At 42.7% G+C, this 26,923-nt stretch carries 24 protein-coding genes; 1 reads left to right on the top strand and 23 read right to left on the bottom strand.

Going from position 1 to position 26,923, the window contains the following annotated elements; genetic code table 11:
* Positions 1-5 precede the first annotated feature (5 nt).
* From H9648_RS15985 to H9648_RS15900, 18 genes are all read right to left on the bottom strand, one after another.
* Complete coding sequence (locus H9648_RS15985) at positions 6-782, bottom strand: enoyl-CoA hydratase-related protein (protein WP_066391454.1); 777 nt, start codon at positions 780-782, stop codon at positions 6-8.
* 14 nt (positions 783-796) lie between these two features.
* Positions 797-2,002: a thiolase family protein gene (locus tag H9648_RS15980; RefSeq protein WP_191754812.1), complete on the bottom strand. Its 1,206-nt coding sequence runs from the start codon at positions 2,000-2,002 to the stop codon at positions 797-799.
* Positions 2,002-2,874, bottom strand: coding sequence for a 3-hydroxyacyl-CoA dehydrogenase (locus H9648_RS15975; protein WP_191754811.1), 873 nt, complete (start codon positions 2,872-2,874; stop codon positions 2,002-2,004). Before H9648_RS15975 ends, H9648_RS15980 begins: the two co-directional genes overlap by 1 nt.
* Positions 2,875-3,373: 499 nt before the next feature.
* Positions 3,374-4,879: an aldehyde dehydrogenase family protein gene (locus H9648_RS15970; protein ID WP_191754810.1), complete on the bottom strand. Its 1,506-nt coding sequence runs from the start codon at positions 4,877-4,879 to the stop codon at positions 3,374-3,376.
* A gap of 27 nt (positions 4,880-4,906) precedes the next feature.
* Positions 4,907-5,680: an enoyl-CoA hydratase-related protein gene (locus H9648_RS15965; protein WP_191754809.1), complete on the bottom strand. Its 774-nt coding sequence runs from the start codon at positions 5,678-5,680 to the stop codon at positions 4,907-4,909.
* 13 nt (positions 5,681-5,693) lie between these two features.
* Positions 5,694-6,470 (bottom strand): enoyl-CoA hydratase/isomerase family protein, encoded by a 777-nt coding sequence (locus H9648_RS15960; RefSeq protein ID WP_191754808.1) that lies wholly within the window; start codon positions 6,468-6,470, stop codon positions 5,694-5,696.
* A complete protein-coding gene (locus H9648_RS15955; protein WP_191754807.1) occupies positions 6,463-6,768 on the bottom strand; it encodes an EthD family reductase in 306 nt (101 codons plus the stop codon). Before H9648_RS15955 ends, H9648_RS15960 begins: the two co-directional genes overlap by 8 nt.
* A gap of 37 nt (positions 6,769-6,805) precedes the next feature.
* Positions 6,806-7,306, bottom strand: coding sequence for a 1,2-phenylacetyl-CoA epoxidase subunit PaaD (gene paaD / locus H9648_RS15950; protein ID WP_404825759.1), 501 nt, complete (start codon positions 7,304-7,306; stop codon positions 6,806-6,808).
* A 26-nt stretch (positions 7,307-7,332) separates the two neighbouring features.
* Entirely contained in the window at positions 7,333-8,139 is an 807-nt protein-coding gene (gene paaC / locus H9648_RS15945; protein ID WP_191754805.1) for a 1,2-phenylacetyl-CoA epoxidase subunit PaaC, read from the bottom strand.
* The gene (gene paaB / locus H9648_RS15940; protein ID WP_066391438.1) at positions 8,136-8,483 is read right to left on the bottom strand and encodes a 1,2-phenylacetyl-CoA epoxidase subunit PaaB; all 348 of its coding nucleotides are present in this window, start codon (positions 8,481-8,483) and stop codon (positions 8,136-8,138) included. Before paaB ends, paaC begins: the two co-directional genes overlap by 4 nt.
* A gap of 23 nt (positions 8,484-8,506) precedes the next feature.
* Entirely contained in the window at positions 8,507-9,472 is a 966-nt protein-coding gene (gene paaA / locus H9648_RS15935) for a 1,2-phenylacetyl-CoA epoxidase subunit PaaA (protein ID WP_191754804.1), read from the bottom strand.
* Between the two features lie 71 nt (positions 9,473-9,543).
* Entirely contained in the window at positions 9,544-10,872 is a 1,329-nt protein-coding gene (locus tag H9648_RS15930; protein WP_191754803.1) for a phenylacetate--CoA ligase family protein, read from the bottom strand.
* A gap of 967 nt (positions 10,873-11,839) precedes the next feature.
* Positions 11,840-12,829, bottom strand: a complete 990-nt coding sequence (gene lplA, locus H9648_RS15925) for a lipoate--protein ligase (protein WP_191754802.1) — start codon at positions 12,827-12,829, stop codon at positions 11,840-11,842.
* A gap of 27 nt (positions 12,830-12,856) precedes the next feature.
* Positions 12,857-13,591, bottom strand: a complete 735-nt coding sequence (locus tag H9648_RS15920) for an MBL fold metallo-hydrolase (RefSeq protein ID WP_191754801.1) — start codon at positions 13,589-13,591, stop codon at positions 12,857-12,859.
* A 141-nt stretch (positions 13,592-13,732) separates the two neighbouring features.
* On the bottom strand, positions 13,733-14,560 hold the full coding sequence (locus H9648_RS15915) for a carbohydrate ABC transporter permease (protein ID WP_066391426.1): 828 nt from the start codon (positions 14,558-14,560) through the stop codon (positions 13,733-13,735).
* A gap of 30 nt (positions 14,561-14,590) precedes the next feature.
* Positions 14,591-15,919 (bottom strand): ABC transporter permease subunit, encoded by a 1,329-nt coding sequence (locus H9648_RS15910; RefSeq protein ID WP_191754837.1) that lies wholly within the window; start codon positions 15,917-15,919, stop codon positions 14,591-14,593.
* 162 nt (positions 15,920-16,081) lie between these two features.
* Positions 16,082-17,389: an ABC transporter substrate-binding protein gene (locus H9648_RS15905; RefSeq protein WP_191754800.1), complete on the bottom strand. Its 1,308-nt coding sequence runs from the start codon at positions 17,387-17,389 to the stop codon at positions 16,082-16,084.
* A gap of 54 nt (positions 17,390-17,443) precedes the next feature.
* A complete protein-coding gene (locus tag H9648_RS15900; RefSeq protein WP_191754799.1) occupies positions 17,444-18,430 on the bottom strand; it encodes a LacI family DNA-binding transcriptional regulator in 987 nt (328 codons plus the stop codon).
* 211 nt (positions 18,431-18,641) lie between these two features.
* Between H9648_RS15900 and H9648_RS15895 the strand changes: the two genes are divergently transcribed.
* Positions 18,642-19,364 (top strand): amino acid ABC transporter ATP-binding protein, encoded by a 723-nt coding sequence (locus H9648_RS15895; protein WP_191754798.1) that lies wholly within the window; start codon positions 18,642-18,644, stop codon positions 19,362-19,364.
* A gap of 257 nt (positions 19,365-19,621) precedes the next feature.
* Here the strand turns inward: H9648_RS15895 and H9648_RS15890 are convergent, their stop codons facing one another.
* The 5 genes from H9648_RS15890 to H9648_RS15870 form a co-directional block, all read right to left on the bottom strand.
* Positions 19,622-21,184, bottom strand: a complete 1,563-nt coding sequence (locus H9648_RS15890; protein WP_404825758.1) for a glycine betaine ABC transporter substrate-binding protein — start codon at positions 21,182-21,184, stop codon at positions 19,622-19,624.
* The gene (locus H9648_RS15885) at positions 21,168-22,322 is read right to left on the bottom strand and encodes an ABC transporter ATP-binding protein (RefSeq protein ID WP_191754797.1); all 1,155 of its coding nucleotides are present in this window, start codon (positions 22,320-22,322) and stop codon (positions 21,168-21,170) included. The genes H9648_RS15890 and H9648_RS15885 overlap by 17 nt, the downstream gene beginning before the upstream one ends.
* A gap of 209 nt (positions 22,323-22,531) precedes the next feature.
* Positions 22,532-24,670 carry a YhgE/Pip family protein gene (locus H9648_RS21005; protein WP_191754796.1) on the bottom strand — a complete coding sequence of 713 codons (2,139 nt, stop codon included), beginning with the start codon at positions 24,668-24,670 and terminating at the stop codon, positions 22,532-22,534.
* 153 nt (positions 24,671-24,823) lie between these two features.
* A complete protein-coding gene (locus H9648_RS15875; protein WP_191754795.1) occupies positions 24,824-25,396 on the bottom strand; it encodes a TetR/AcrR family transcriptional regulator in 573 nt (190 codons plus the stop codon).
* Positions 25,393-26,670, bottom strand: a complete 1,278-nt coding sequence (locus tag H9648_RS15870) for an ATP-binding protein (protein ID WP_191754794.1) — start codon at positions 26,668-26,670, stop codon at positions 25,393-25,395. The genes H9648_RS15875 and H9648_RS15870 overlap by 4 nt, the downstream gene beginning before the upstream one ends.
* Between the last annotated feature and the right edge of the window lie 253 nt (positions 26,671-26,923).

Raw genomic sequence — 26,923 nt, 5'->3', positions numbered from 1 at the left:
ACAAGTTACTCTCCCTTAAATACTGGGGGTCTTTTTTCTCCGAATGCAACAAGTGCTTCCATTCGATCTTTTGTAGGAATCGTCACTTCGTACGCTTTCGCCTCAATCGCAAGTCCTGTCTGAAGATCCACTTCCGTTCCATGCTTGATTGCATACTTTGCTTGCTGAACGGCTACTGGTCCATTCTTCATGATAAGACCAGCATAGTTTTCACAAACCGCCATCAATTCTTCTCTTGACGTCACTTGGTTTAAGATGCCGTATGAAAATGCTTCTTCGGCCATCATCTTTTTCGCTGTTAAGATCAGTTCCATCGCTTTCGCTTGACCGATCAGTCTCGGAAGACGCTGAGTTCCTCCCGCACCAGGAATGATCGCCCAACTAAGTTCTGTCAGACCCATCGACGCTTCTCTTACAGAAACCCGCAGATCACAGGCAAGAGCTAATTCGAAGCCTCCTCCAAATGCATGGCCATTGATCGCACAGATCGTAGGCTGCGGCAACGCTTCAACAGCAGAGAACACATCGCGAATCTTACGTACATTTCTTCTTACTTCTGATTCACTCAGTGTACGGCGTTCTTTTAGATCAGCTCCTGCACTGAATGCTTTTTCCCCTGCACCTGTAAAGATCACAACGCGAACATCATTGTTGTGATGAATGTCTTCTACGACTTCTTCAAGCTCTTTTAACGTTGAAAAGTTAAAGCAGTTTAAAACTTCTGGACGGTTTAAGGTTACATATGCAACATAATCTTTTACTTCGTATAAAATAGCACTCATGTTAGATGACCCTCCTATTCATTGATCGCTTCAACTACGGAAGCAATACCTTGGCCCACACCGATACACATTGTTGCTAGACCGTAGCGCGATCCCTGCTTTTTCATTTCATGAATAAGCGTTGTTAAAATACGCGCACCACTTGCTCCTAGCGGATGGCCGAACGCAATCGCACCGCCGTTTACGTTAACTTTACCAGAATCTAATCCAAGCTCTCTCATACAGGCAAGCGATTGTGACGCAAAAGCTTCATTCAACTCCACCAAATCCAGGTCAGCAATAGAGAGACCTGCGCGCTTCAGTGCTTTTTTGGAAGCTTCGATCGGGCCTACACCCATTATAGCGGGCTCAAGACCTGCAACACCGGATGATACATAACGGGCCAGAGGTTTTAATCCTAACTGATCCGCTTTTTCACGGCTCATCAAAAGTAAGGCAGAAGCTCCATCGTTGACCCCAGACGCGTTTCCTGCGGTTACGCTTCCGTTTTTAAACAACGGTTTAAGCGTACCAAGCTTTTCGAGTGACGTTTCAGGACGCGGGTGTTCATCTTCTGTAACCCACGTTTCGTTTCCTTTTCGGTCTACTACTCTTACAGGAACGATTTCTTCTTTAAAACGGTTCTGTCCGATAGCTTCTTTTGCTTTCTGCTGTGAATCATAAGCGAATTTATCTTGTTCTTCTCTTGTAATTCCATATTTCTTCGCTACGTTCTCTGCTGTTTCAGGCATAGAATCTGTACCGAATTTCTCATGCAGAAGCGGATTCACAAAACGCCATCCGATCGTCGTATCAAACATTTTCATATCACCACGAGGATAGTCGACTTCAGGTTTCCCTATTACGAGTGGTGCACGTGTCATACTCTCCGTTCCACCCGCTATGAAGATATCTCCTTCACCAGCCAAGATGGCTCTGGCACCGTAAATGACCGCATCCATACCAGATCCGCATAAACGGTTGATCGTCGTTCCACCTACTTCAACAGGAAGTCCAGCAAGTAAAGCAGACATTCTTGCCACGTTACGATTATCTTCTCCTGCTCCGTTTGCGTTTCCGAATATCACTTCTTCGATCTCGTGGACAGGAAGTTCAGGGTTTCTTTCCACAAGCGCTTTGATTACTACTGCACCTAGATCATCGGGGCGAACCGTTTTCAGTCCACCTTTGTATCGTCCTATAGGCGTACGAACAGCATCAACGATGACGACCTCTCTCATCACTTTTTCACCCCGCTATCTTCTGTGGTGTAGTCGTATACCCCTTTACCTGACTTTCGGCCAAGTCTTCCCGCTTTTACATACTTCACTAAAAGGGGTGCCGGACGATATTTTTCACCTAACGTTTTATGAAGGTAGTTCAAATTATTCAACCGTGTATCAAGACCTACTAAATCGCCAAGTTCAAAAGGTCCCATCGGAAAATTCAAGCCCAGTTTAATCGCTTTATCGATGTCTTCTGGCGTTCCTACGCCTTCTTGCAGCATATAGAACGCTTCATTCCCAATCATAGCTGAAATCCGGCTTGTAACGAATCCTGGGAACTCATTAACGGTTACGGTTTCTTTCCCCATCTTCACAGCAGCTTCCTTGGCAAGTTCAACCGTCTCATCGTTTGTTTCATGCCCGCGTACGATCTCGACAAGTGGCATTCTATGAACTGGGTTAAAGAAATGCATCGCGATTACTTTTTCAGGACGTTTCGTAAATGAACCTATTTCTGTCGGACTCATCGTAGAAGTGTTTGTCGCAAGCACACAATGTTCAGGTGCTGAACGGTCTAGTTCTTCAAAAACAGCACGCTTGATCTCTATGTTTTCTGGAACAGCTTCAATCACTAAATCTGCACCGCTAACGGCCGCTGAGAGATTCGTAGCATACGAAAGTCTTGCTTGTGCTTCTTCAGCCGCACTTTGTGATAACTTTCCGCGAGATACTGCTTTTGAAAAAATAGAATCGATCTCTTTTTTTGCATTTTCAAGTTGTTCTTCTTTTACATCAACGAGTTGAACATCAAAACCGCCAACTGCGCTCACATAGGCGATTCCTCTTCCCATCACACCAGATCCGATGACTATAGCATTTTGTAACAATAGTCTCTCCTGCCTTTCTTTTAAACAAATGTTTAACGTTTTGTATGCAATACTGCTTTTGAAGGAGGTTAATTTCCGCTGCAAGGCTTGCTTTCCGCAGGGTGTGCGGTGAGCCCATTCGCCGCTTTGCGTCATTGAACGGTCTCACCTGTCCCACTCATCCTGCAGGAGTCTCGCCTTTCCGCTCCAATTAACTATTCAATGAAGTAGTAATTTAAATCTCTTTGCAGCAAATTCTTGTATAAAAAGCGAGCACTAAGGCCCGCTTTTGTTTTGTTCTTTACTAAATAAATCACTGACAGAAAAGCTTTAAAACCTTCTGTTAAAGGTGATTGTAGTGGAAGATGCGAGACTCCTGCGGGACAGGCCGGCAGGTGAGACACTTAAGAGTGAAACGCTTCAAATGTGGCTCACCGCCTGCCCCGCGGAAAGCGAGCATCTGAAACGGAAATCAACTCTCCCACAAGCAACAAAGCTTAAATAAACAGTTATTTTGTTTTTACAGATTAAAAGGATTCAACGGACGTGATCCTGTGTAGGACACGACGCTCTTTGTTTCTGAGTAAAGATCAAGTGTCTCAATGCATAGCTCTCGGCCGAAACCTGATTGCTTGTAGCCGCCGAACGGTGTTCCTGGGAATGCTGAGAACGGTGAGTTGATCATGATCGTTCCAGCTTGAATCATGCCTGCTACTCGCGTTGCTTTTGCGTGATCTTTCGTCCAGATCGCTGCAGCTAAACCAAAGTCTGTGTTGTTTGCTAGTTTCACAGCCTCTTTTTCGTCCTTAAACGTTGATACAACGACAACCGGTCCGAAGATTTCTTCTTTGACTACTTTCATTTCTTCATTTACATCTGTGATGATCGTTGGAAGATACCAGTGACCGTTTTCAAAGCCATCCACTTTCGCACGTCCACCGCCTAAAAGGATGGTTGCTCCTTCTTCTTCAGCAGATTTGACGTAGCCATCGATCACTTCCAACTGACGCTCTGAAATAATCGCCCCAACATGGGTACCTTGATCGAGCGGATTACCAAGTACAAGTTTTTTCGCTTTTTCAACGAACTTCTCCATGAACGCATCATATACACTTTCCTCGATATAAAGACGAGAACGTGCTTCACAGGATTGACCTGTATTGTAGAAAATACCAAATAATGAGCCGTCGACTGCCGCATCAATATCTGTATCCGCAAAAACTAAGTTAGGAGATTTCCCGCCAAGTTCAAGTGTCACACGTTTTAACGTTTGAGATGCTTTTGCCATGATGTCTTTTCCTGTTCCTGTTTCACCAGTGAACGCTACTTTATCAACACCTTCATGTTCAGCAAGGTATGAACCTACTGTAGCTCCGTCACCTGTAATGATGTTTACAACACCTTCTGGAACACCCCCTTCGTGGCAGATCTCCGTCATTACGATCGCTGTGAGTGGCGTTAAGCTAGCAGGCTTTAAGATAACTGAGCAACCTGTTGCGATTGCAGGTGCGATCTTCCACGCTGCCATCATCATCGGATAGTTCCAAGGAATAATCTGTGCGCATACTCCTAGAGGTTCTTTTAACGTGTAGTTCATGAATGGTCCTGGCAAAGGGTTCACAGCACCGCGGTGGCTGACAATCGCACCTGCGTAGAACTCAAAATCTTCGATCGCTTGCATGACTTGACCTTGTGCAGCGCTTAATGATTTTCCGCTGTTTAAAATTTCAAGCTCAACAAGTTCGTTATAACGAGAACGCATGATACTAGCGATCTTGTTCATCGTGCGAGAACGCTTGTTTACAGGAGAACGCTTCCATTTTCCTGTTTCAAAAGCTGTTCTTGCCGCCTCAACAGCACGATCAACATCCGCTTTTGTTGCTTTTGCTACTTTCGCTAACGCTTCACCTGTTGCTGGGTTATATGTAATAAAGTATTCTCCCTCAGATCCACTAACACTTTGTCCGCCAATAACCATTTCGTATACATCACGTTTTACCGCTTTTACTTCTGTCTTTGTACTCATGTTCTCCACTCCTTTTGGTCTAGATGTCTATTTTCCTGTGAATGCTGGTTTTCTCTTTTCTATAAATGCATGCAAACCTTCTTGATGATCCGCTGACTCTCCAGCAATTTTTTGCGCTTGTGCTTCATATTCCAACACTTCGTTCAAATCGCTTTCCCAGCTTTTATTCATATAGCGTTTGATGAGGCCGATTGCTTTTGTTGGCATGTTTGCTAGTTTCTCAGCGAACGTTTCCACTTCAAGCATGAACTCTTCTTCACTTACCGTTTTAGTAACGAGACCAAACTCTTTCGCTTGTTGAGCGGTAATCTTCTCGCCTAACACAGCTAGCTCCATCGCTTTTGCGTGTCCTACTAAACGCGGCAAGAAGTACAGATTGCCCGAGTCAGGTACGAGACCCACATGAATGAACGCTTCTATGAAACTCGCTTTCTCACTTGCGATACGGAAGTCACAAGCTAGAGCGAGACTCATTCCTGCACCAGCTGCAACACCGTTCACGGCTGCGATTACAGGCTTCTCCATGGCAACTAGTGCTTGCACCATCGGATTGTATCCTTTTCGCAGAACATCGCCATAATCAGTGCCCTCTGGTGAACCTGTTAAGTCTTGACCTGAACAGAATGCACGCCCAGCGCCCGTTATAACAACGGCTCTCACATTGCTATCTTTGTTAGCTTCTTTTATCGCTGAAACCATTTCCTTATGCATGAGTGAAGTGAATGCATTGAGTTTATCCGGACGATTTAAAGTAATCCAAGCCGTTTTCCCTCTTGTTTCGTAGCTGATCGTTTCAAACATGTTCATACCCCCTCTACTTCCCTTTAAATTCGGCTGGACGCTTTTCAACGAAAGCCTTCATGCCTTCTTTTTGATCCTGAGACGAGAATAATAGATAAAAGTTTTTACGTTCGAACTGCATGCCTTCGTGTGTGGAATAATCAATAGACTTATAAACGGTCTCTTTTATTAAACGAGTAGATAATGGCGCTCTGGATGCGACAATTTTCGCATACTTTTTCGCCTCGTCCACGACAAGTTCAGGTGCGATGACACGGTTGATCACTCCGTATTGAAGAGCTTCATTTGCTGTCATCGGATCACCGAGCCATAGCCACTCAAGCGCTTTTTTCTGACCCATCAGTTTTGTTAGTTTTACCGTCCCACCAGCACCTGGCATCACACCAAGTTTGATCTCAGGAAATCCGAACTGTGCGTTTTCTGCCGCGAAGAGGATGTCTGCGCATAACGCTAGTTCAAAACCTCCTCCGAAACAGTAACCGTTGACGGCACCGATGATCGGCTTTTTGATCGTTGCGAGACGATCCCATTCTTTAAACTGGTTTAATAGTTCAAGCGAGACCGCTGTATCTTCTTTCATCTCATCAATGTCGGCACCGGCGGCAAATGCACGCTCACTGCCTGTTAAAACAATTGCTTTTACCTCATCATTACGGTCGAAGCTTTCAAAAGCTTCTAATAGTTCCGTAACCATCGGCCTGTTGATCGCGTTTAACACGCGCGGCCTGTTTAATTGAATAGAGGCTATCCCATCTTCAACAGAGGTTAGAATTGTTTCGTAATTACTCATTGATTTCCTCACCGATCATGAGCGTTACAAGTTCAGCAGCAAAGCTCATCAAGTCTTTTCCAGAAGCTTTACCTTCATCAGACTTCATCGCCGCTTTCAACGCATCGTGATCGTCATAGTACATTTCACAAAGAATGTGATAATCGCTTTTCCCCATCGGCGAACCTACGATTTTCGTTACTTCCATTTTGCGAAGTCCAGGAATTTTTTTCGTGATCTCAGTATGTTGTCCAAAATAGTGGTCATCGAACTGCTCCAAGTTTTCCGGTGTTTTGTAAAGTGCGATTAGTTTTACCATGTGTGTTGCCTCCCTATTTTCAAACTCATTATTTGTCTTACCCCATGTCAGCAACAGGTTTCATCGCTTCAAACGGGTTCTTGCACGACTTGCAATATAGGATACTTCTGCAGGCTGTAGGTCCAAAGATGTTTTCCATCGTTACGTATGTTGATCCACAATACGGACAATCGATCTCCCAAGGCTCACCCATGACATGGTTCGCTGGTGGAGGCGAGATGCCGAACTCTTTTAAACTCTCTCGCCCCTCTGGTGTAATGCGGTCTGTTGTCCACGATGGTGTAAATACAAATTTCACTTCTGCTGAAGTAATTCCTTCTACATTTTCAATCGCTTTTTTTATATCTCGTTCGATGATGTGCAGAGCTGGGCAGCCAGAGAACGTAGGTAGAACAGAAATTCTTACCTTATCATCTGTCACGTCCACTTCATGCACCATCCCGAGATCCAATATGCTGACAGAGGCGATTTCAGGATCTTTTACATCCCCAAGCGCGTCCATCACACTATCAATCATGCTGCTCTTTAATTCGGACACGTGGTTCATCTCCTTTCTAAATCGTCTTACCAGCCAGTTGCAGGATTTGTTGCATAAACTTCAGACAGTGTTGCAGTTGCTTGCTTCAAGTCTTCCGTGTGCACGCCGTTTCGGCCGTTGCCTCTTTCCATGCGAGGTTCACCGGGATAAGAAGCACCTACTTCTTTTAAGACAGCTTCAATCTTGTTGTTCCATCTCTTCTTCATAACGTTCTCATCATCGATCAAGTTCGCCTTTACGATATCTTCATAGTACGGTCCGAGCGTAAGAACTCCGCCAAAGTCTTTCCAAACCTTTTGGATAGCTGCTGTCATTCGCAGGATCGCTTCATCTGTACTGGTCATGAGCTGCTTGAACCAAATCTCCCAGTGCATCAGGTGGTAATACTGCTCTGTCATGATTTTGCGTGCTGCTTCTGCCAAAGGTTCATAGGATGAGTGGCGTAGTGAATCTAGACGTATATGTTTGTGTACAGCGTAAAAGTAGTTCCGTACAACAGTGAATGCCCAGTCATAATCTGGTTCTTTTAAGTATGTTCCAGGTCCGTTCACTTCTTCTAGGATGATCGCATTTCGAAACTGATTAGGCGATCGTAAGTGAGCGATTCTGTCAGCTTCGCCTTCTCCAATGTTCTCTAGCAAGTTATAATACAGGTTTGCGTGCCCCATCATGTCTTGTGAGATGGATGAGAATGCAACATCCTCTTCAATATGCGGTGCTAGACCAAGCCACTCCGATCCGCGAAAGGCAAGAAGAAAATCATCGTCTGCAAGCTGATAGAGAAGCTCGATCAATGCTTTCTTTTCTTGTGGTTTTAACGTTTCTTGTGTCATGAATTGTCTCCCCTTCCGCCAAGGATGTGCTGTTCGGTAAACTGCTCCTGATTATAGTCGCGCCACTTCTTCTTTAGATATCCGTATCCTTTTGTTTCTCTATATTGTTTATCAAGACGTTTTAGCATCTCTCTTTCGTCTTGGTTAAGCCCTCTGATGTTCTCTCTCTTAACAACCCAGATGTCAGCGACCGTTTCTCTTCTGAAAAAGTTCTCTTTTGCCATGATGAGCGCCATATCCGCGTTTGGTGCTAAAAGGCTGAAGCTATGCTGAAACGGAGATTTGTCTGTTTTTTTGCTGAATACTTCATATACATTATAAAATTCGTTTGTTGATTCGTTCACCTTTGTTTCTCTCCTTTCCGCTGTTAGATCGCCTTTTTAGCAGCGAGCGCCGTTCGTACCCACTCGTTATTTTTGTATGAGCGGCGACGCAAATCTAAACGATTCTGTGATTGTGGTCCGTTACCTGAAACGATTTGTTTGAACTTGCTCCAGTCAGCGTCCTTATAGATCCACATCTGGCTGTCTTCATCAAATCGGATCGTATCGTCTGGAATCGTTAATCCAAGCGACCAAATACGCGGAATATATTTAGTGAAGAACTCTTGTCTAAGGTCCTCGTTTGTTTTTGTACGGATTTTGTACATGATGTTCTTATCAGCGTTTGAATTTCCGGTTTCTTTTGCTGACTTTGGTCCGAAGAACATGATCAGTGATTCCCACCAGCGGTTTAATGAATCCTGAAGCATTTCACGCTGTTCCGGCGTTCCTTCTGCCATCGCTAAAATGATGCTCTCGCCATGCTGTGCGTGGAAGACTTCCTCTGCACAGATACGCTTTAAGGCTCTAGCGTATGGACCATAAGAAGAATCAAGCATCATGCTCTGAGAGATGATTGCCGCTCCATCCACAAGCCACGCGATGATTCCCGCATCGCCCCATGTTGGAGCATCCATATGAAACACGTTATGAAATTTTAATTTGCCTGAAAAAAGATCTTCCATGATGTCGTGGCGGTTCTTGCCAAGAGGTGCCATCAAATCTTCTGCCACACGAAGCAAAAGCTGTCCATGTCCCATCTCATCCTGAACTTTAGCCATGATCGCAAGTTTGCGGTGAAGAGAAGGCGCTTTAGGTACCCACTCTTTTTCTGGAAGCGCTCCCATAATTTCCGAAATGCCATGCATAGAAATCAAACGAATCAGCTGCAGGCGATAATCTTCCGGCATCCAGTCATCCGGTTCAATCTTTTCACCAGCGTTGATCCGATCAAGAAAATGAGTCATCTTCTCTTCTTCACTAAGCTGATTAAAACTCATACCAACTGTCATGTTGTTTCCCTCCTGTTATATTACGTTTATTTACCGTAATTATAAATTAACGTCATACAATTGAAAAGTAATTATACGCCCATTTTTTTCTGTACCCGTCTGACCACACGGATTGCCTTCCCTTCAGAACGCGGAATCCCTTTTGGTGGATACACTTTAATATTCATGGATACAAGGCATGTGTCTTTAACTTTCTTTGTGATCGTCTTCTTTAATAGGTGCGTCGCCTCATGATTTTCGTCTCCGTTTGTTACAGCATAAAGTTGTTCCGTCATCTCAACATGAAGTTCGATATGTTCTTTTAAGCCTTCTGTTAAAATATGAACTTGATAGTGAGGAACGATATCCTCTATCGAAAGAAGACAATTCTCAATCTCAGACGGAAACACGTTAACTCCACGGACGATAATCATGTCATCGATCCGTCCCTTAACACGGCTCATTCGTATGGAAGTCCTTCCACAACTGCAAGGTACTCGATTAATGGAAGCAATATCTCCTGTCCGATATCGGATGATCGGAAAAGCTTCCTTTGTTAAACTCGTAAACACAAGCTCTCCATACTGACCATCTGGCATTGGTTCGAGCGTATCAGGATTAATAATTTCAGCTAAAAAATGGTCATCCATAATATGAAGGCCATCCTGGGCTTCATGGCATTCCATCGCAACCCCGGGCCCCATCACTTCACTCAATCCATAAATATCCATCGCTTTGATATTTAATTTTTCTTCGAGCGTTGATCGCATCTCTTCAGACCACGGCTCTGCTCCAAATATTCCGTATTCTATTGAAGTCGCTTTCGGATCTTTTCCTAGCTCCTCCATCTTTTCAGCAATGGTTAGGATATAAGAAGGAGTTCCGCATATCACCTGTGGTTTAAAGTCTTCGATTAAAAGGATCTGGCGTTCTGTATTACCGCCCGATACAGGAACCGTAATCATGCCAAGTCGCTCTGATCCGTTATGAAGTCCGAGCCCCCCTGTAAAAAGGCCATAGCCATATGCATTATGAAGGACATGACCTGGTTCTCCACCTGCAATGGCGATAGAACGCGCAACCATGTTGCTCCACCTGTCAATATCACCTTCTGTATAGCCAACTACTGTCGGTTTTCCGCTCGTTCCAGAAGAGGCATGCAGTCGGACAAGGTGATCGTTTGGAACTGCGAAAAGTCCAAATGGATAATGATCGCGAAGGTCTTTTTTTACGGTAAAAGGAAGTTTTTGAAGATCGTCTAATGTATCAATTGAAGAGGGATTAATTCCTTTTTCGTCAAATGCATTTTTGTAAAAAGAGACATTCTCATATACGTTGTTTACCGTCTGCTTTAACCGATGAAGCTGCAGCTCTTCTTTTTCATCACGACTCATACATTCCACTTGTGGATGGAGGATCATTCTTTCATCTCCCTTTATAATATGTAAGCGATTACAATTGAGATTAAAAAAATATGACGTTTTTGTACCGTTATCTAATTATTGTGTGATGTATTTGGTTTCAGCTTATCATTTATAATAATTTTCTGTCAAATGAAAATACAAAGCTGAAATGACCGTTAAGCCCCGAACAGCACATCATTTCCTGAATGGGATACGTTTTTTGTATCCTAGTCAGGAAAGAATGTGACCTCGAGGGGCTGGTCATTGAAGCTGGACTGATTTTGAGTGCTGAAACAGCCGTTTAGACACGAACAGCACTTTACTCTTTTCTGAAGACACGCTCTTTGTGTCACAAGAAAAGTGTAAAGTGACCTCGAGTGTCTGGCTGTTGAAGCCGGATAAAATACAAAGCTGAAATGACCGTTAAGCCCTGACATAGAAAACACCGTTTGTGTAGTTTACAAACGGATGTTGCACTTGTGCCTGTGGTGCCAGCACATCATTTCCTGAATGGGATACGTTTTTTGTATCCAAGTAAGAATAAGATGGTTTTGTTTGAACTTCTGTTGTACTAAGTACTCTTATTTGTTGTAACAAAGCACTGTTTGATCAAGAAACAATTTTTTTCACCTAACACTATGTATCTCATTAGAAAATCAGCTCTTAGACGAGTTCCCCTTTATACCAACCCGGGTATATCGAAGGTGGATTCGAGAAATTTCAAAAGTAATTCAAGAAATTTTGGACTTATTCCGGCGAGTTTTGGCTATAATCCGGCGAATTTTCCTCATATATCGGCGAGTCTACAAAAATCGACAAGCTCCACCCCACCATATACCCTCAACCTCCAACAACAAGCCCCACACACTCGCCAGCTACAACGCCACTCACAAGGTTTTAGTTTAAGAAACAACAAAAAAGAAGCTGATCATACAAAGGACAAACTCAAGCCCTTTACTTAATCAGCTTCTACACACTCTTTTAATTAATAAAGAAGATCCAAGAACTCCTGACGCGTTACATTCCCGAAGTAATGGCTCAAATCAAGGTCTCCAAGCACTTCCTCGATCGCCTCACGGTCATAACGAACACCGTTCAGCTTGTTTTCAATATCTGATACGTCACCTACACCAAAGAAATCCCCAAAGATCTTACTTTCTTGAATAATTCCTTTTACGATATGAAGACGGATATCTACGGAGCCTGCAGCAAATCGGTTCGAAAGTTCTACATTGAACTTCGGTGACTTGCCGTAGTTCCAATCCCAGTTGGCATACCGTTCTCTTGAGATCTTGCGGATTTCTTCCCAATCGCTTTCCGTCAGTTCATACTTTGGAATAGAATCGAATTCTTCAAACAGATATGTTAATAGCGTCTGTTTGAACTCTTCCATCGTCATATCTTCATCCAAGTGCTCACGGATATTTGTTACTCGGCTGCGGATGGACTTGATTCCTTTTGACTCGATCTTGTCCATACGTACATTTAGAGCAGAGACTACATTTTCGATCTCAGAATCAAAAAGCAAAGTGCCGTGGCTAAACATACGGCCTTTCGTAGAAAACTGAGCGTTGCCGGAAATCTTCTTTCCGTCTGCCAAAATGTCGTTTCGTCCGCTTAATTCAGCGTTCACACCAAGTTTATTAAGTGCTTTTACAACAGGGTCGGTAAACTTCTTGAAATCATGAAACGAATTCCCGTCATCTTTTGTAATAAAGCTGAAGTTTAAGTTTCCGAGGTCATGATACACGGCACCGCCACCTGATAAACGACGAACCACATGAATGCCTTCATCACGAACATAGTCCGCGTTGATCTCTTCAACGGTATTCTGGTTCTTACCGATGATAATCGATGGTTCATTTATATAAAAAAGCAAATACGTTTCATTGATGTCTAAATGTTTTAAAGCGAACTCTTCTATAGCTAGATTCACTCTTGGGTCTGTAATATTTTCATTATCAATAAAAAGCATATTTCTCTCCTCTTTCAGTCCCTATCTTTAAGCTCCCCACGTCCAGCCGGAAGAGGCAAGCTCCACTTTATTGTTATACACCTCTTTTGCCTCTGTGACAAGCTGTGATAACTGACCAAAATGAGGAAGATGTGTGAGGAGCAGTTCACGAGCTTCAGACTCCTGCGCTAGCTTGCCGCAATCTTCTGATGTCATGTGACCTGGGCCGCTTCCATCCATCCCTTTGTAAAAGTTGCATTCTGCGATTAACAAGTCCGCATATCGGCTGAACGGAACGAGTTCAGGAATGAGCGCAGTATCTGCCGTATATACGATCGTATGCTTTCCATCCGTTATACGCATCGCATAGCAAACCGCAGCATGCTTTGTCAGTTGAAACGTGATCGTAAAAGGCCCGACCTTCAACACTTCATCTGGATGATAGGGAATCCCCTTTGTGGTAGTCCCGTGCGTGAGCGAGCGAAAACCATCTTGATCCTTATCGTGGCCATAGATTGGAAGTGTCTGTATTCCTTTTTGTAAAAACGACTGAATGAGACGACTGTATTGAAGAACACCTACATCAGCCTCATGATCCGCATGATAATGCGATAATACGACTGCATCTAATTTTTCTGGCTGTATATACTTTTGCAGTTGTGAGAGCACGCCGCTTCCACAATCGATGAGCAGATTGAATCCTCCGCTCTGAAGAAGATATCCCGATGTGGCTTCTCCCGCTCCTGGATAACCACCCCAATATCCGATGACCGTTAGTTTCATAACTCTAGCCCTCCGCCTTTTTATTTACTAGTTTACACAATGCCTCACTCTTTACACTAGTCATCGGACTTTTTTAAGAGACAAAGCAATAGTAGAGACACAATAAACCCCCGCTTTTTTAGCGAGGGCTACCGATCAAATCTATTCTTTTACCGCACCTGAAGTTAGTCCTGATACGATTCGGCGTTGGAAAAGTAGAACCATGATTACAAGCGGCACCGTTACGATAACGGTCGCTGCTGTAACTTCTCCCCAAGGAATCGTGAACTGGCCTTCGAACATTGCAATTCCGACCGGAACGGTTTTGAACTCATCATCGGTATTGATCGTTAATGCGAACAGAAACTCGTTCCATGCTGATATGAATACAAGAATCGCTGTTGTGAAGATTCCTGGTATCGCTAGCGGCAGAATCACACGCCAATACGTCTGCATTGGTGATGCCCCGTCCATTTTTGCTGCTTCTTCAAGATCGAACGGGATCTTTCGGAAGAACGTTACAAGAAGCCAGATGGATAATGGCAACGTAAAGGTTGTGTACGGAATGATCAAACCTAGATAGCTGTTCGTTAATCCAAGATTTTTCAAAACGATATAGATCGGTGAGATCGTTGCGATCTGTGGAAACATGGAAACCGATAACACTAATCCAAGGATGACTGTTTTTCCTTTAAAGTTTAATCGTGCGATCGCATAAGCTGCAAAACTCGCTACAAGGACTGCATAGACGGTAGTAATCGTTGACACGACTAAGCTGTTCCATAGATATTTTAAAAATGGATAGTTAACAAATACAGATTCATAGTTCTCACCTGTCATGTTGTTTGTAAACGGTATGAACGCACGGTCGCCAAACAATTCCGCAACCGGTTTAATTGAGCTTGCCAGTACCCATAAAAACGGAAACATGACAAGGAAGACAAACAATGTTAAGAATACGTAAAACATTGGGCCTGCTTTTTTGTTCATTTCCTATTCACTCCTTTATCTGTTCCGTTTTTATCTATCATTCAAAAGGTCTCGTCCAAGAAACTTGATGTAGATCATAGAAATGATCGCTACACAGACAAAGACGATAACCGACAGCGCCGAACCTTCACCAAAATTGGTCTGTGCAAACATGACTTTGTAAGCCAGGATCGATATCGTTTCCGTAGAGTTTGCTGGACCTCCACCAGTGAGTACATAGATTAAGTCGAACACACGGAACGCATCTAGTGTACGGAACAACAAGGCAACAAGGATGCTAGACTTTAATAAAGGCAGTGTGATCTTTAAGAACTGTTTCCACTTGCTCGCTCCGTCAATCGCAGCTGCTTCATACAATGAACTTGGAATCGTTTGAAGCCCCGCTAATAATAACAGTGCCATATATGGCGTCGTTTTCCATACGTCTGCGAAAATGACGGCAAACATAGCGCCCGTGCTTGTTGTCAGCATATCCGTCATTTGGTCAAACAATCCGATCTCTGCAAAAGCCTTGGCTACGATTCCATTTTGGCCATCATATAGATACTTCCACATGAACGCCGAAACAGCAGTTGGGATCGCCCATGGAATGAGGATGGTTGCTCTGACGAGTCCTCTACCAAAGAATGCTTTATTAATGAGCAGTGCGATCGCGAGTCCGATAACGAGCTCTGCAAAAACAGAGATTATCGTAAAGACAGTTGTATTTTGAATCGCTTTCCACATGCGGCTATCTGTTAGATTTTCTTTATAATGCTTCAACCCGATAAAGTTAGGCGTGATGACTGAATCCTTTAATGATGCTGAAAGTCCGATCACGTCTTCTGGGTTTTGCAGTTCACCCTTCAGTTCTCTAAGACGTTCAGAAGAATCTGTTACAGCTTTCTCCAGATCGAGCGCTACCTCTTTGTCCAAATCAGATACAGCAAGCTCTTCACTGATCGGCTCCATCACGGTCAGCTTTTCATCTATTTCGTCATACTTGCTACTCAATTCTCCATCAGACTTTAATTCTGCATCTACTTTTTCAAGATTTGTTTTAATCGCTTCAAGCTCTGTTTTTGTTTTGCCTGTTGCTTCATCTACTTCATCTTCTAGTGAACTGATCAAGAATGGATAGTTATCTAGATAGGTTTGCAGATTCACTTTATACGATACATACGCTTCCGATTTTGCTGGATTGTTGAGTCTCAGATCAAACATGCTGTAATAAAAAGATTGAAATACGGGCCATATGGCAATGATTAAGATCAAGATCATCGACGGGGCGATCAGCATGTAGCCTAGAGAACGGTCAGAACTCTTTTTCTTCGCCTTTTGTTTCGTTTTTGCTGCTATGGGCTTTTGGTTGTTAGGCATTAGATCAGGTTTCAAACGTGTCAGCTCCTTACTATTCGAATGCAATCGACGGACGGGCGCTGTTACGTCCATCCATTTCACTCTTTGTGGAATCGATACCAATTATAAAAGTAAGGGGAGCCTTTCAGAGAGAAAGGCATACCCCTTATCCATTTACGTTTCTTACTTTACTAGTTTTTCAGAGATTTCTTTTTGCATGTTTTTAGCCGCTTGTTCTGGTGTAATTTTTTTCGCTACAGCTTGAGAAACTTGTACTTGAATGATGTCAGAGATCTCAGGGTAGTTTGGTGCTACTGGACGAGATACTGCTGCTTCAAGTGCGTTTACAAAGCCTTCTTCTTTAAAGTATGGGTTCGCATCTAAAATTTCTTGATCTTCATAAAGGGATAGAATCGTTGGCGCGTGTCCACCTTTGATCGCGTCGATCTTCTGTCCTTCTTTACCAGCCATAAAGCTTAAGAACTTCCAAGCTTCTTCAGGATGCTTCGTGTTTTTGTTGATACCAGCCATCCAGCCGCCAAGTGCTGCAGCAGATCCTGCATCACCTGCTGGAAGTGGAGCTACTCCAACTTTACCTGCGATCTTAGATTGCTTCTCATCATTTGCTAGTGCGAATTGATATGGCCAGTTACGGATCAGACCTGCTTGTCCGTTGATGAATGCTGTATGTGACTCTGGCTCAGCAAACGTTGTAACGTTTTGCGGAACAACATCAGAGTTTGCAACTTCTACAAGCTTAGCGATTCCTTTGATCGCTTCTGGAGAGTCAACTTTAACATCACCATTTTCGTCGATGATCTGTCCACCGTATGATGCGATAAATTCAACCGCGTTACATACAAGACCTTCGTATTGCTTCGCTTGCATCAAGTAACCAAACTGTGTTCCACCTTGGCCCTTCGTTTCCTTCGCTTTCGCTAGAAGCTCGTCCCACGTCTTGGGAACAGAACCTTCATCGACTAAGTCTGTGCGATAGAAAAGCATTCCTGCATCGATAAACTTAGGAAGAGCCCATTGCTTTCCTTTAAATTTAGATGCTGTGATCGCACCTTGGTTATAATCATCTGCGTTGATACCGTCTTTTTCCATAAAGCGGTCTAACGGCATCAGAAATCCTGCTTGTGCAAATTCAGCCGGCCAGATTACGTCTAGATCGATAACGTCGATCTCATCTGAGTTGGCGTTGAACGCTGTTACATATGCGTCATGCTGCTTGCCCGTATCAGCAGGCATCTCTTTAAAATCAACATTAATGTTAGGGTATTTCTTTTCAAAAGCTTCCACCATTGCTGTTGTACCTTGTGTATCATCCTTACCACGTGCATAGACGATCGTTACTTTTTCGTCTTTATCACCGCCGGAATTGTTACTGTTGCTGCTTCCTTCTTCTTTGTCCGAACAAGCTGCAAGTACAAGTGACAACGCTAGTGAAGTAGAAATCACTTTTGAGATTTTCTTTAGCTTCTTCATTGTGTTTCCCCCTAATCTCCTGTTTTGTAAACGATTACATTCCACCACAAAAAGTTACGTTGAGGATCGTTGGATTAACTGAAATGGCAGGATTACTTCTTTTCGACTTAAAGGTTTCTTTGCCTGAATCGCTTCTACCATCAGATTCATAGCCTGCTTAGCAATGGTGTCGATGGGCTGTTCGACCGTCGTCAGATCCATTAATGCTGCCAGAGGCTGGTTATCAAAGCCTATGATAGCGAGGTCATCTGGTACTCTCCAGCCAGCGTCAAACGCAGCTTTTGCGATACCTGCTGCCACTTCATCACTACCGGTAAAAACCGCTTGTGGCTTATCATCCAGCTCACTCAATTTTTTAAATGCAGCAAAGCCGTCTTGCACACTATAGGCGTTGTAAAAGAACCACTCTTCCTTCATCATGATTCCCGCATCATCTAGCGCTTGTAAGAAGCCGATCTTTCTGTCTTTAGAAACTCTGGAGCTTTTGTGGTTGCCCGTGCAATACCCGATCTTTGTATAGCCTTGGTCGATCAAGTGCTTCGTTCCTAGATAGCTACCTTCTATCTGGTTTAAGTAGACGGAAGGTACTTGAGCAGAGTCTGAGTATTCGTTGCAAACAACGATGGGGCCGAACGATAAGTATGGTTCAAACTCACTCCAATCGTTTTCTATGGATGTTAAGATCAGACCATCTACTTGCTTTGTTTTTAAAAGCTCTAAAAAATTCCGCTCTTGCTCTTTCTTATAACGGGTCTGGCACAAAATCAGCTGATAGCCTTTTTTCGCGGCTTCCTTCTCCATCACTTCAACTAGATGACTAAAAAATGGATTCGTGATCCGAGGCACATAGACAGCGATCGTTTCTGTCTGCTGCCGCCTCAATCTTCTTGCTGATGAATTGGGCACATAATTCAGTTCTTGCATCGCCTGTGTTACGAGACGTTTCTTCTCTTCTGTCACATACGGATGTTCATTGATCACCCTAGAGACAGTTGTGCGGGATAATCCTGCTTTCTTCGCCACATCTTGAATGGTTGCCATCAGATTCTCCTCTTAAAACAATTGTGGAATCGAATTCATGAAATCGTTTTCATAATCAGAGTATAGTTCACGAAATATTCACAGGTCAATCCTTTTTTTCAGAAAGTTTTGTAATTAAAGATTTCATCGGAAGCAGGAAATACAACGATTCAAACGAACTTATGATAAAATACATACACCATTTTGTTTTTAACGTGAAAGGAGCCGGACCATGATTACAGTAAAAAATTTAAAAAAGTCCTTTGGTGATCTTGAGGTATTGAAGGATATCAATGCAGAAATAAAAGCACAAGAAGTTGTTTGTGTGATCGGCCCTTCTGGCTCAGGAAAAAGTACATTTCTCCGCTGTATCAATAAACTTGAAGATATAACTGGTGGACAAGTCATCGTGAACGGAACGGATATCACAGATCCAAAAACGAATATCAATAAAATTCGGGAAGATGTTGGAATGGTATTTCAACAGTTTAACCTTTTCCCTCATAAAACCGTCTTAGAAAACGTAACACTTGCTCCTCTTAAAGTGAAAAGCACCAATAAAGAGGAAGCTCGTGACAAAGCATTAAAATTACTCGCAAAAGTAGGCTTGCAAGATAAATCAAACGCCTATCCTTCTCAGCTTAGCGGTGGTCAGAAGCAGCGTGTTGCTATCGCACGTGCACTCGCGATGGACCCTAAGATCATGCTCTTTGATGAACCTACCTCAGCACTCGATCCAGAGATGGTCGGTGAGGTTTTAGAAGTAATGAAAGATCTTGCGCGTGAAGGGATGACGATGGTCGTCGTAACGCATGAGATGGGCTTTGCGCGAGAAGTTGGTGACCGCGTGCTCTTTATGGATGGCGGCTACATTGTTGAAGAGAACATTCCGTCTGAATTGTTTGGAAACACGCAGCACGAACGTACGAAGTCGTTTTTGAGTAAAGTTTTATAAGGTGATGCCGGTTCCTAATTGTGAGGGGCCGGCTTTTTATTTTGCTTTCTATTGGATGTGGTGAATGTCGAATGGCCTTTATTTTTGATTTTAGAATTAATTGGTCTGGGTTTAGACTTAATTCACTGCTGTTTTGACTTAATGTGATTCACTTTCGACTTAATTCATTGGCCTTAAGACTTAATTGACCCTGCTGCCCCTCTTTCAAACCACCCACAAACAAAAAACTGGACCCCTAAAGAGTCCAGTTTCCTACTTTACTTAATCAATCCTTTGTTTTTCAGAAATTCTTGCGCTACTTCACGCGGATCTTCTTTATCTAGGTCCACTTTCGCGTTCATTTCTGCCATATCTTCTTCAGAGATCTTCCCTTCAAGCTCATTTAAAACACCTTCAAGCTTTGGATACTTCTTCAACGTATCTTCTCTAACAACTGGTACTGCATAATAAGGTGGGAAGAATTTCTTATCATCTTCTAGCGTCTTCAAATTGAAACGAACGATTCTTCCATCTGTTGTATAAGCTGGAATCGCGTCCACCTTACCTTCTTTTACAGCAGAGTACATCAAGTTCGCATCCAGACTCTTCTTATCCTTAAAGTTTAGATTGTACGTATCCACAAATGGCGTATAGCCGTCCTCACGTTCAAAGAACTCTGTTGGACCACCGAAAGTAAGCTGGTTCGACCTCGGTGCTAGTTCTGAAATCGACTTCACATTCACTTGTTTCGCCGTATCAGGATTTAACGCTAGCGCATATGTGTTTTCAAAACCGAGTGGCTTTGTCCACTTCAGGTTATACTCTTTCGCATAGCCTTCTTTTACTGCATCATAAATTTCTTCAGGCTTCATACTCGGATCATATTTTTCTTTTAAAATCGTTAAATAGCCTGTTCCTGTGTATTCTACATAAAGATCGATATCACCCTTTTTAATCGCTTCCGTAAGAATAGGCGTCTCACCAATCGCTTCTTTAACGATTACTGGATAATCTGTTTTGTCTTTGACATACTCAGAAATCACATAAGGCAGGATATATTGCTCTGTCCACTTCTTACCTGTGATCACGATCGCATCTTCTTCACCGCCACCGCGCAGTGCAAAGAAAAGAACTAGCGCAGCGATCGGTACCCCAATAAGGACTGGCAGTTTCCATGAACCACGTTTTTTCGAAGCTTTAGGCTCAGTAGCTAACTCAATGCGTCGCAGAATAAAATCAAATACGATGGCAAGCAATGCAGCTGGAATCGCACCTGCTAGGACGAGCTCATTTCGTGTTGTGGATAATCCGCGATAGATCAGATCACCTAGACCACCTGCTCCAATAAATGCCGCAAGTGTAGCTACACCAATCGTTAATACAGTAGCTGTACGGAGACCAGCCATGATGATCGGCAGAGCTAACGGCAGTTCGATCATTCGTAAGATTTGAGTATTTGTCATACCCATACCTTTACCTGCTTCAACAGCCGATTTATCTACCCCTGTAATTCCTGTGTATGTGTTGCGCAGGATAGGCAAGAGTGCGTATACGGTAAGTGCGATGATAGCTGTTGTACTTCCGATTCCGAAAACAGGGAGTAAGAAACCGAATAAGGCCAAACTCGGTATCGTTTGAAAAATGGCTGTAATCCCAATAACAGGTTCGGCAACCGTTTTTCTTCTTGAAATAAAGATTCCTAGAGGAACAGCGATCACAGCAGCGATCAAGATTGATACAAGAGATAAAAATAAATGCTGCTGAAGTCCTGTAAGAATTTCTGGCCATCTGTTCACAAACGTATCTTTAATCGTGATCAAAAAGTTATTCAATGCCCGCACCTCCTTCAACAGGTTTTTGTGCGGAAATATTTAACCCAGCTAAACCGCGCATCATGGATGCACGTGTGATTAATCCAACTAATTTTCCGTTATCGAGTACAGGAATCATATGAACACCATGGGTTGCGAAAATTTCTGCAACCTCCGTGTACGTTGAGGACACATCGACCGTAATGATCTCTTTTTCCATCAGATCACCGATGGTCTTGTCTTCTTCAGGATAATGCTGTTCGATTTTATCAAGTGTAGTGATTCCTAGAAGTTTGTTTTGCTGATCTGTGATCAAGAGACTGTCTACTCCATATCTCTTCATCATTTTTAATGATTCCGCAAGTCCTCTCGTTACTTTAGCCGTAACCGGATTCGGTCTCATAAGATCTACTGCTTCTGGCATGGACGATTCATCAGCAGACAATCGGTTCTCTCCGATAAACCCTTTAACAAAATCGTTCGCCGGATGACGCAAAATTCGTTCTGGTGTATCAAACTGAATGATCTCTCCTTTATTTAAAATCGCGATCTTATCAGCAATCTTAATGGCTTCATCCATATCATGCGTAACGAATACGATTGTTTTCTTGATCGTATCTTGCAATTTAACGAGTTCATCTTGCAGCTGTTCACGGCTGATCGGATCAAGTGCAGAGAATGGTTCGTCCATTAAGATAATAGGAGGTTCTGCAGCAAGGGCACGAATAACACCAATACGCTGCTGTTGACCACCGCTTAGCTCAGAAGGATATCGCGTTCTGAATGTTTTAGGATCTAATCCAACTAGATCTAGCAATTCATCAACTTTGCCATCATATTTTTCTTTTTCCCACCCTTTTAAACGTGGTACGAGTGAAATGTTGTCTTCTATCGTCATATGAGGCAATAGACCAATTTGCTGAATAACATATCCAATATTCCTTCTCAGCTCAACGGGGTTTCGGTTTGCAATATCTTCTCCATCAATGAGAATCGTTCCTTTTGATGGCTCGATCAAACGGTTTATCATTCTCATGGTTGTTGTCTTACCACAACCACTAGGCCCGATTAAAGCTACTAACTCCCCTTCATTAATTTGAAAGTCAATATTCTTCAAGGCCACAAAACCGTCAGGGTACGTTTTCCCTACGTTTTTGAAAGTTATCAAGTTCGGTTCTCTCCTTTACATCTACATAAATAAGCTGCATCCATTAGAATGTCCATAACTTATGTTTCCCTTGCTTGCTTGCTTGAAAACTTATTTTCTAAAAGTTTTTTGTTAACATTGTTGCTATTGCTGCAAAAAGACCGGATTCCGCATTTACAAAACGATAAAAAAACACCTGAAAGGATATTGTCCCCTCAGGTGCTTTCTTATTATGCTACTGAACCTTCGTCTTCACTATTCTTTTTTCTAAACTGACTTGCAAAGTATGCCCATGTACCGATCATACTGATCGCCATGAAACCTACTAGAATCCATAGATTTAAGCTGAAGCTTTCCATGTCTCCACTTGAGATTACCGCTTTAAAGCCTGAAACGGAATATGTCATAGGAAGCCATGCATTGAATCCTTGCAGTCCGTTCGGAATAAGTTCTAACGGGAATGTTCCCGCACTCGTTGTAAGCTGTAGGATTAAGATAATAATCGCGACAAATCGTCCTGGATCTCCAAGCACTGTAACAAGTAACTGGACGAGAGCTAAGAATGTAAGACTCGTGACGATACTTAGTCCAAGGAACGCTCCAAAGTTACTCACTTCAATCCCTAGACCATAGATCAATACTGCATCCGCAATAAGTGCTTGAACAACACCGACAACTGCTAAGAATGTGAACTTACCAGCAAACCAGCTGAAACCTGATCGCGGATGTCCTGCTTTATCACGTAATGGGAATACGATTGACATTAACAATGCTCCTACGAAAAGACCTAATGATAAGAAGTAAGGAGCAAAGCCTGTTCCATAGTTTGGAACATCAGAAAAGGTTTTTGTTTTAACAGAAACAGGGTTCGCGATTCGTTCGAACATGTCACTGTCTGGATCAAGCTCACCTGTTTTGTCCGCTGCATCACTTAATGAAGAAGATAGTTTTCCGCTTCCATCAAGCAGCTTTTGTTCACCATTATGAATTTCCTTCACATGACCCGTAACTTCCTGCCAGACTGTTGCTACAGTGGAAGTTCCATCTGCTAACTTGCCACTCGCACCTAACAGCTGCTGACTGCCGTTAGCCGCTTCGCCCAATTTAGATTGGAACGTTTGCGTACCTTCGTTTACTTTTGCTTGACCACTTGCGAGCTGATCGACTCCGCCAACAAGTTTTTGCTGACCGTTATGAAGGTCTTCTGCTCCTTTTGCTACTGCCGTTTGTGAATCACTTAGCTTTTTAGCTCCTGCAGAAAGTTCATTCGCTCCGCCAGCGATCTTTCCTGTTGCTGCAGTTAAGCTATCTAAGCCGTTATTTATGCCATTACTTGCTGCTGCAAGCTGTTTTAAAGATGCGGCCATCTGCTCTTCTGACATGTTTCCTTGGTTTTGAATGAGTGCATTAATTTGTTGTTTTAGCTGTTTCGAACCTGCTGTTGCTTTTTGTGCACCAGCGTTCCACTCATTTACAGAACCTGCGAGCGTACTTGCACCAGTCGACAATTTAGTTGCACCGCCTTGTAAGGCTAAGCTTCCGTTCTTAATTTTTTCAGAACCTGCTGTCGCTTGGCTAAGTCCACCTTTTAGAGCTTGTGCTCCATTACTTAGTTGACCTTGTCCGTCTGCTAGTTGTTTATGAGCAGCAAGCAATTTATCCATGCCACTATCGAACTCGGTCATTTTTGAATTAAAAAGCACAGCTCCTTCTTTTAACTCATTGATTTGAGGTGTTTTTGCTTCCATTCCAGAAGCTAGCTCACCACTGCCAGAAGATGCTTTTTTTAATCCATCTGTTACTTGATTTGACCCATCTGCTGCTTTCTCCAACCCGCCAGCCAACTGTTCGACTTGATCGAACATCACTTCAGCGTATGTTTTTGTTAATTCATTAGACAAACTTTCTTTCATTTTATCGACGGCTGTTCCGCCAATTTGTGCTGCAAGAAAGTTAAAGCCAGCATTCGGTGTATAGATGATCTCAGGCTTTTTGTTCGAGTTTCCTGATAGAGCCGTTGCCTCTTCAGAAAAGTTCTCAGGAATCTCGATCATCATATAGTAATCGTTATGTTCCAAACCTTGCTTTGCTTTTTCTTCACTAACGAACTTCCACTCAAACTGTGGATTCTCTTTGAGTTTTTTTACGAACTCATCTCCAACTGTTAAGTTCTCACCGTTATATTCATAACCTTCATCTTGATTGACTACGGCCACTGGCAGATCTTCCATCTTGTCATACGGATCCCAGAACGCCCATAGAAACATTCCGCTGTATAACACAGGTATAAATAGAACTGCTAAGACCGGTACTGCAATTTTTCTGTTAGAAAAAACTGCTTTAAATTGAGCTCCGATACTTTTTAGCACAGTTGTTCACTCCTTCTAAAACTGAATGACCGTTATAGTCATTTGGTCATTTAATGGTAAAAAAAGAGACTCTTACAGTCCGCTTTTTCAAAATGACCGAAATAGAAATTCGGTCAAAACTTAATGTAACACGTTTTCCTTGCTTCTGCAATACTATGGTTTCCTTAAACCATCCATTACAAACATCTCTAGAACTTCAAGCATCTTTTCTTTCTGAAGAGCTTCGTGATCACGTTCCCAATCAAAAATAAGAGCGATATATACCTTTACCATCATAAACGCCACAATATCTGTATGACATTCTTTGATCTCGCCTTTTTCGACCGCTTTATCCAGCTCTTTTTGAACAAAATTCAATACCGCTTTTTCGATTCTCTGCAAAGCCTCAGTTACAGGTGAAGTGTTTAACTCTTTCACTTCTTGAGAAAGTTTAACGGCTAACTTGTGCGTTTTACGAAGTTCAACGACTTCATACAAAGCATTATGCAAGTTCTCGTAAAAAGGTCGATCCTCTTTTATTGCAGAAGATGCCGCAAGTTTTGTCTCAGTTACTAAGTTAGTGATAATTTCCGAAAATAATTCTTCTTTGTTTGCGAAAAAAGTATAGATCGTTCCTTTTCCAACGTTTGCGATCTTAGCGATTTGATCCACTGTACTCGCCTTATAACCAAACATAGAAAAACAGCGCTCTGCTGCATCTAGAATACTTTTTCTGCGGTCCATCATCCCACCTCCTCACCATTAACAATATTTCGTTTCGTACATAACTGCAAGGTTAAAAGGACTCTCGTGCCTTCATTAAGTACGCTCTCATACCGGAGTTTCCCGTCCATATCTTGAATTAGTTTATAGGTTACCATCATACCCAAACCCGTACCTTTTGCTTTCGTTGTATAAAAAGGTAGCCCGATCTGTTCGAGTTCCTCTTCTGTCATACCCTTACCATTATCTTCGATCGCTATCGTAATTCTACTTTTAGTAACTTTATAGCGATACAGATGGATCGTGCCCCCTTCTTCTATCGCTTCTATCCCGTTTTTGATAATATTTATTAAACCTTGCTTAAGTTTTGGTTCATCAATGCACACATTGTAAGACCCTAATGGACTAGCGGTAACTTCCACATTATTTATCGCTCCATATGGGGCAGTAAGCGCAATAACATCTCTTAACACTTTTTCGAGTGAAACGGTCTCAAGCTTAGGAACATCAGGCTTAACCATGGACAAATAGTCTGTGATAATCTTATTCGTTCGATCTAGCTCTTCGATTAAGAGCGGCGAGTGTTCCCTTAGCTTAGCATCTGTTGTCGTGCTGCCAAGGAACTGAATCATTCCACGAATGGTCGTCATCGGGTTTCTAACTTCATGCGCGATTGCTGCTGCCATCTGTCCCGCAACTGCCAGCTTATCTAAGTAAACGGTTTCCTTTAACTGCATGTTGATCTTAACAAGTCTCTCTATTAAAAAGATACAAGAAAAGAACGCGATCAAAAAACTGGAAAAATAGACGAGATAAAAATCGATTGTCAGAAAATCAAGATATGTATGAATGAACAACATATAAAAAAGTGTATAGACTAAAGCAATATAGATAGCAGAAACCCATCTGCGCTTATCTTCATCAAAGAATCCATGATAGATAAGACACACAACATATGCTAGTGAGATTAAAACGATGCCTAGCCATGCTAGTTCTCCACCTACTGCTAACCTTGCGATCGCAACTATTATCGAACAGATTGCTCCCGGTAGCCAGCCTACATAAAGTGTGACAATCATGATTGGAACATTTCGAAGATCAAAAAAAGAATCCTTCAGCGTCTCGATTGGAAACAGCATACAGACTAGTGCACCCGCACCACTGATCAGACCAAAGACAACTTGATTCTTATAACTCGGAATGACACCAGGATGAAGAGGGAAGAACATATTCAATAGATGAGTAAAAGAAAATATGATTGCAATATTTACAAATAACGGCTCGATAAATGCTTGCACAGCGGCTTCCCCCTTCCTTTTTTCTCCCTACAGTATAGCAGAAACATTCTACAAGAAAATATAAAAAACGACAAACATATCCATTTGCCGTTTAATTCTTAACATATTTATTATTTTTAGCGCTCTTTTCTAAATGAGTGTTGCTTTTAACTCCTTGTCACCGTTGATAATTGATTGGAGTGGAAGGTGCGAGACTCCTACGGGACAGGTGGGCAGGTGAGACACTTAAGAGTGAAACGTACGAATGTGGCTC

The sequence above is a fragment of the Fictibacillus norfolkensis genome (assembly GCF_014836645.1).
Taxonomy (GTDB): Bacteria; Bacillota; Bacilli; order Bacillales; family Fictibacillaceae; genus Fictibacillus; species Fictibacillus norfolkensis.
This window is presented reverse-complemented; position numbering and strand designations above follow the sequence as displayed.

Bases quoted from the DNA above. Each gene is read 5' to 3' on its own strand.
- H9648_RS15900 (WP_191754799.1), bottom strand. From the start codon at position 18,430: ATGGCAACCATTCAAGATGTGGCGAAGAAAGCAGGATTATCCCGCACA.
- H9648_RS15960 (WP_191754808.1), bottom strand. From the start codon at position 6,470: ATGAGTAATTACGAAACAATTCTAACCTCTGTTGAAGATGGGATAGCC.
- H9648_RS15930 (WP_191754803.1), bottom strand. From the start codon at position 10,872: ATGATCCTCCATCCACAAGTGGAATGTATGAGTCGTGATGAAAAAGAA.
- H9648_RS15970 (WP_191754810.1), bottom strand. From the start codon at position 4,879: ATGAGTACAAAGACAGAAGTAAAAGCGGTAAAACGTGATGTATACGAA.
- H9648_RS15965 (WP_191754809.1), bottom strand. From the start codon at position 5,680: ATGTTTGAAACGATCAGCTACGAAACAAGAGGGAAAACGGCTTGGATT.
- H9648_RS15955 (WP_191754807.1), bottom strand. From the start codon at position 6,768: ATGGTAAAACTAATCGCACTTTACAAAACACCGGAAAACTTGGAGCAG.
- lplA (WP_191754802.1), bottom strand. From the start codon at position 12,829: ATGCTTTTTATTGATAATGAAAATATTACAGACCCAAGAGTGAATCTA.
- H9648_RS15910 (WP_191754837.1), bottom strand. From the start codon at position 15,919: ATGCCTAACAACCAAAAGCCCATAGCAGCAAAAACGAAACAAAAGGCG.
- paaA (WP_191754804.1), bottom strand. From the start codon at position 9,472: ATGACAGTTGGTATGAGTTTTAATCAGCTTAGTGAAGAAGAGAAGATG.
- H9648_RS15875 (WP_191754795.1), bottom strand. From the start codon at position 25,396: ATGATGGACCGCAGAAAAAGTATTCTAGATGCAGCAGAGCGCTGTTTT.
- H9648_RS15915 (WP_066391426.1), bottom strand. From the start codon at position 14,560: ATGAACAAAAAAGCAGGCCCAATGTTTTACGTATTCTTAACATTGTTT.
- paaC (WP_191754805.1), bottom strand. From the start codon at position 8,139: ATGACACAAGAAACGTTAAAACCACAAGAAAAGAAAGCATTGATCGAG.
- H9648_RS15895 (WP_191754798.1), top strand. From the start codon at position 18,642: ATGATTACAGTAAAAAATTTAAAAAAGTCCTTTGGTGATCTTGAGGTA.
- H9648_RS15905 (WP_191754800.1), bottom strand. From the start codon at position 17,389: ATGAAGAAGCTAAAGAAAATCTCAAAAGTGATTTCTACTTCACTAGCG.
- H9648_RS15980 (WP_191754812.1), bottom strand. From the start codon at position 2,002: ATGAGAGAGGTCGTCATCGTTGATGCTGTTCGTACGCCTATAGGACGA.
- H9648_RS15985 (WP_066391454.1), bottom strand. From the start codon at position 782: ATGAGTGCTATTTTATACGAAGTAAAAGATTATGTTGCATATGTAACC.
- H9648_RS15920 (WP_191754801.1), bottom strand. From the start codon at position 13,591: ATGAAACTAACGGTCATCGGATATTGGGGTGGTTATCCAGGAGCGGGA.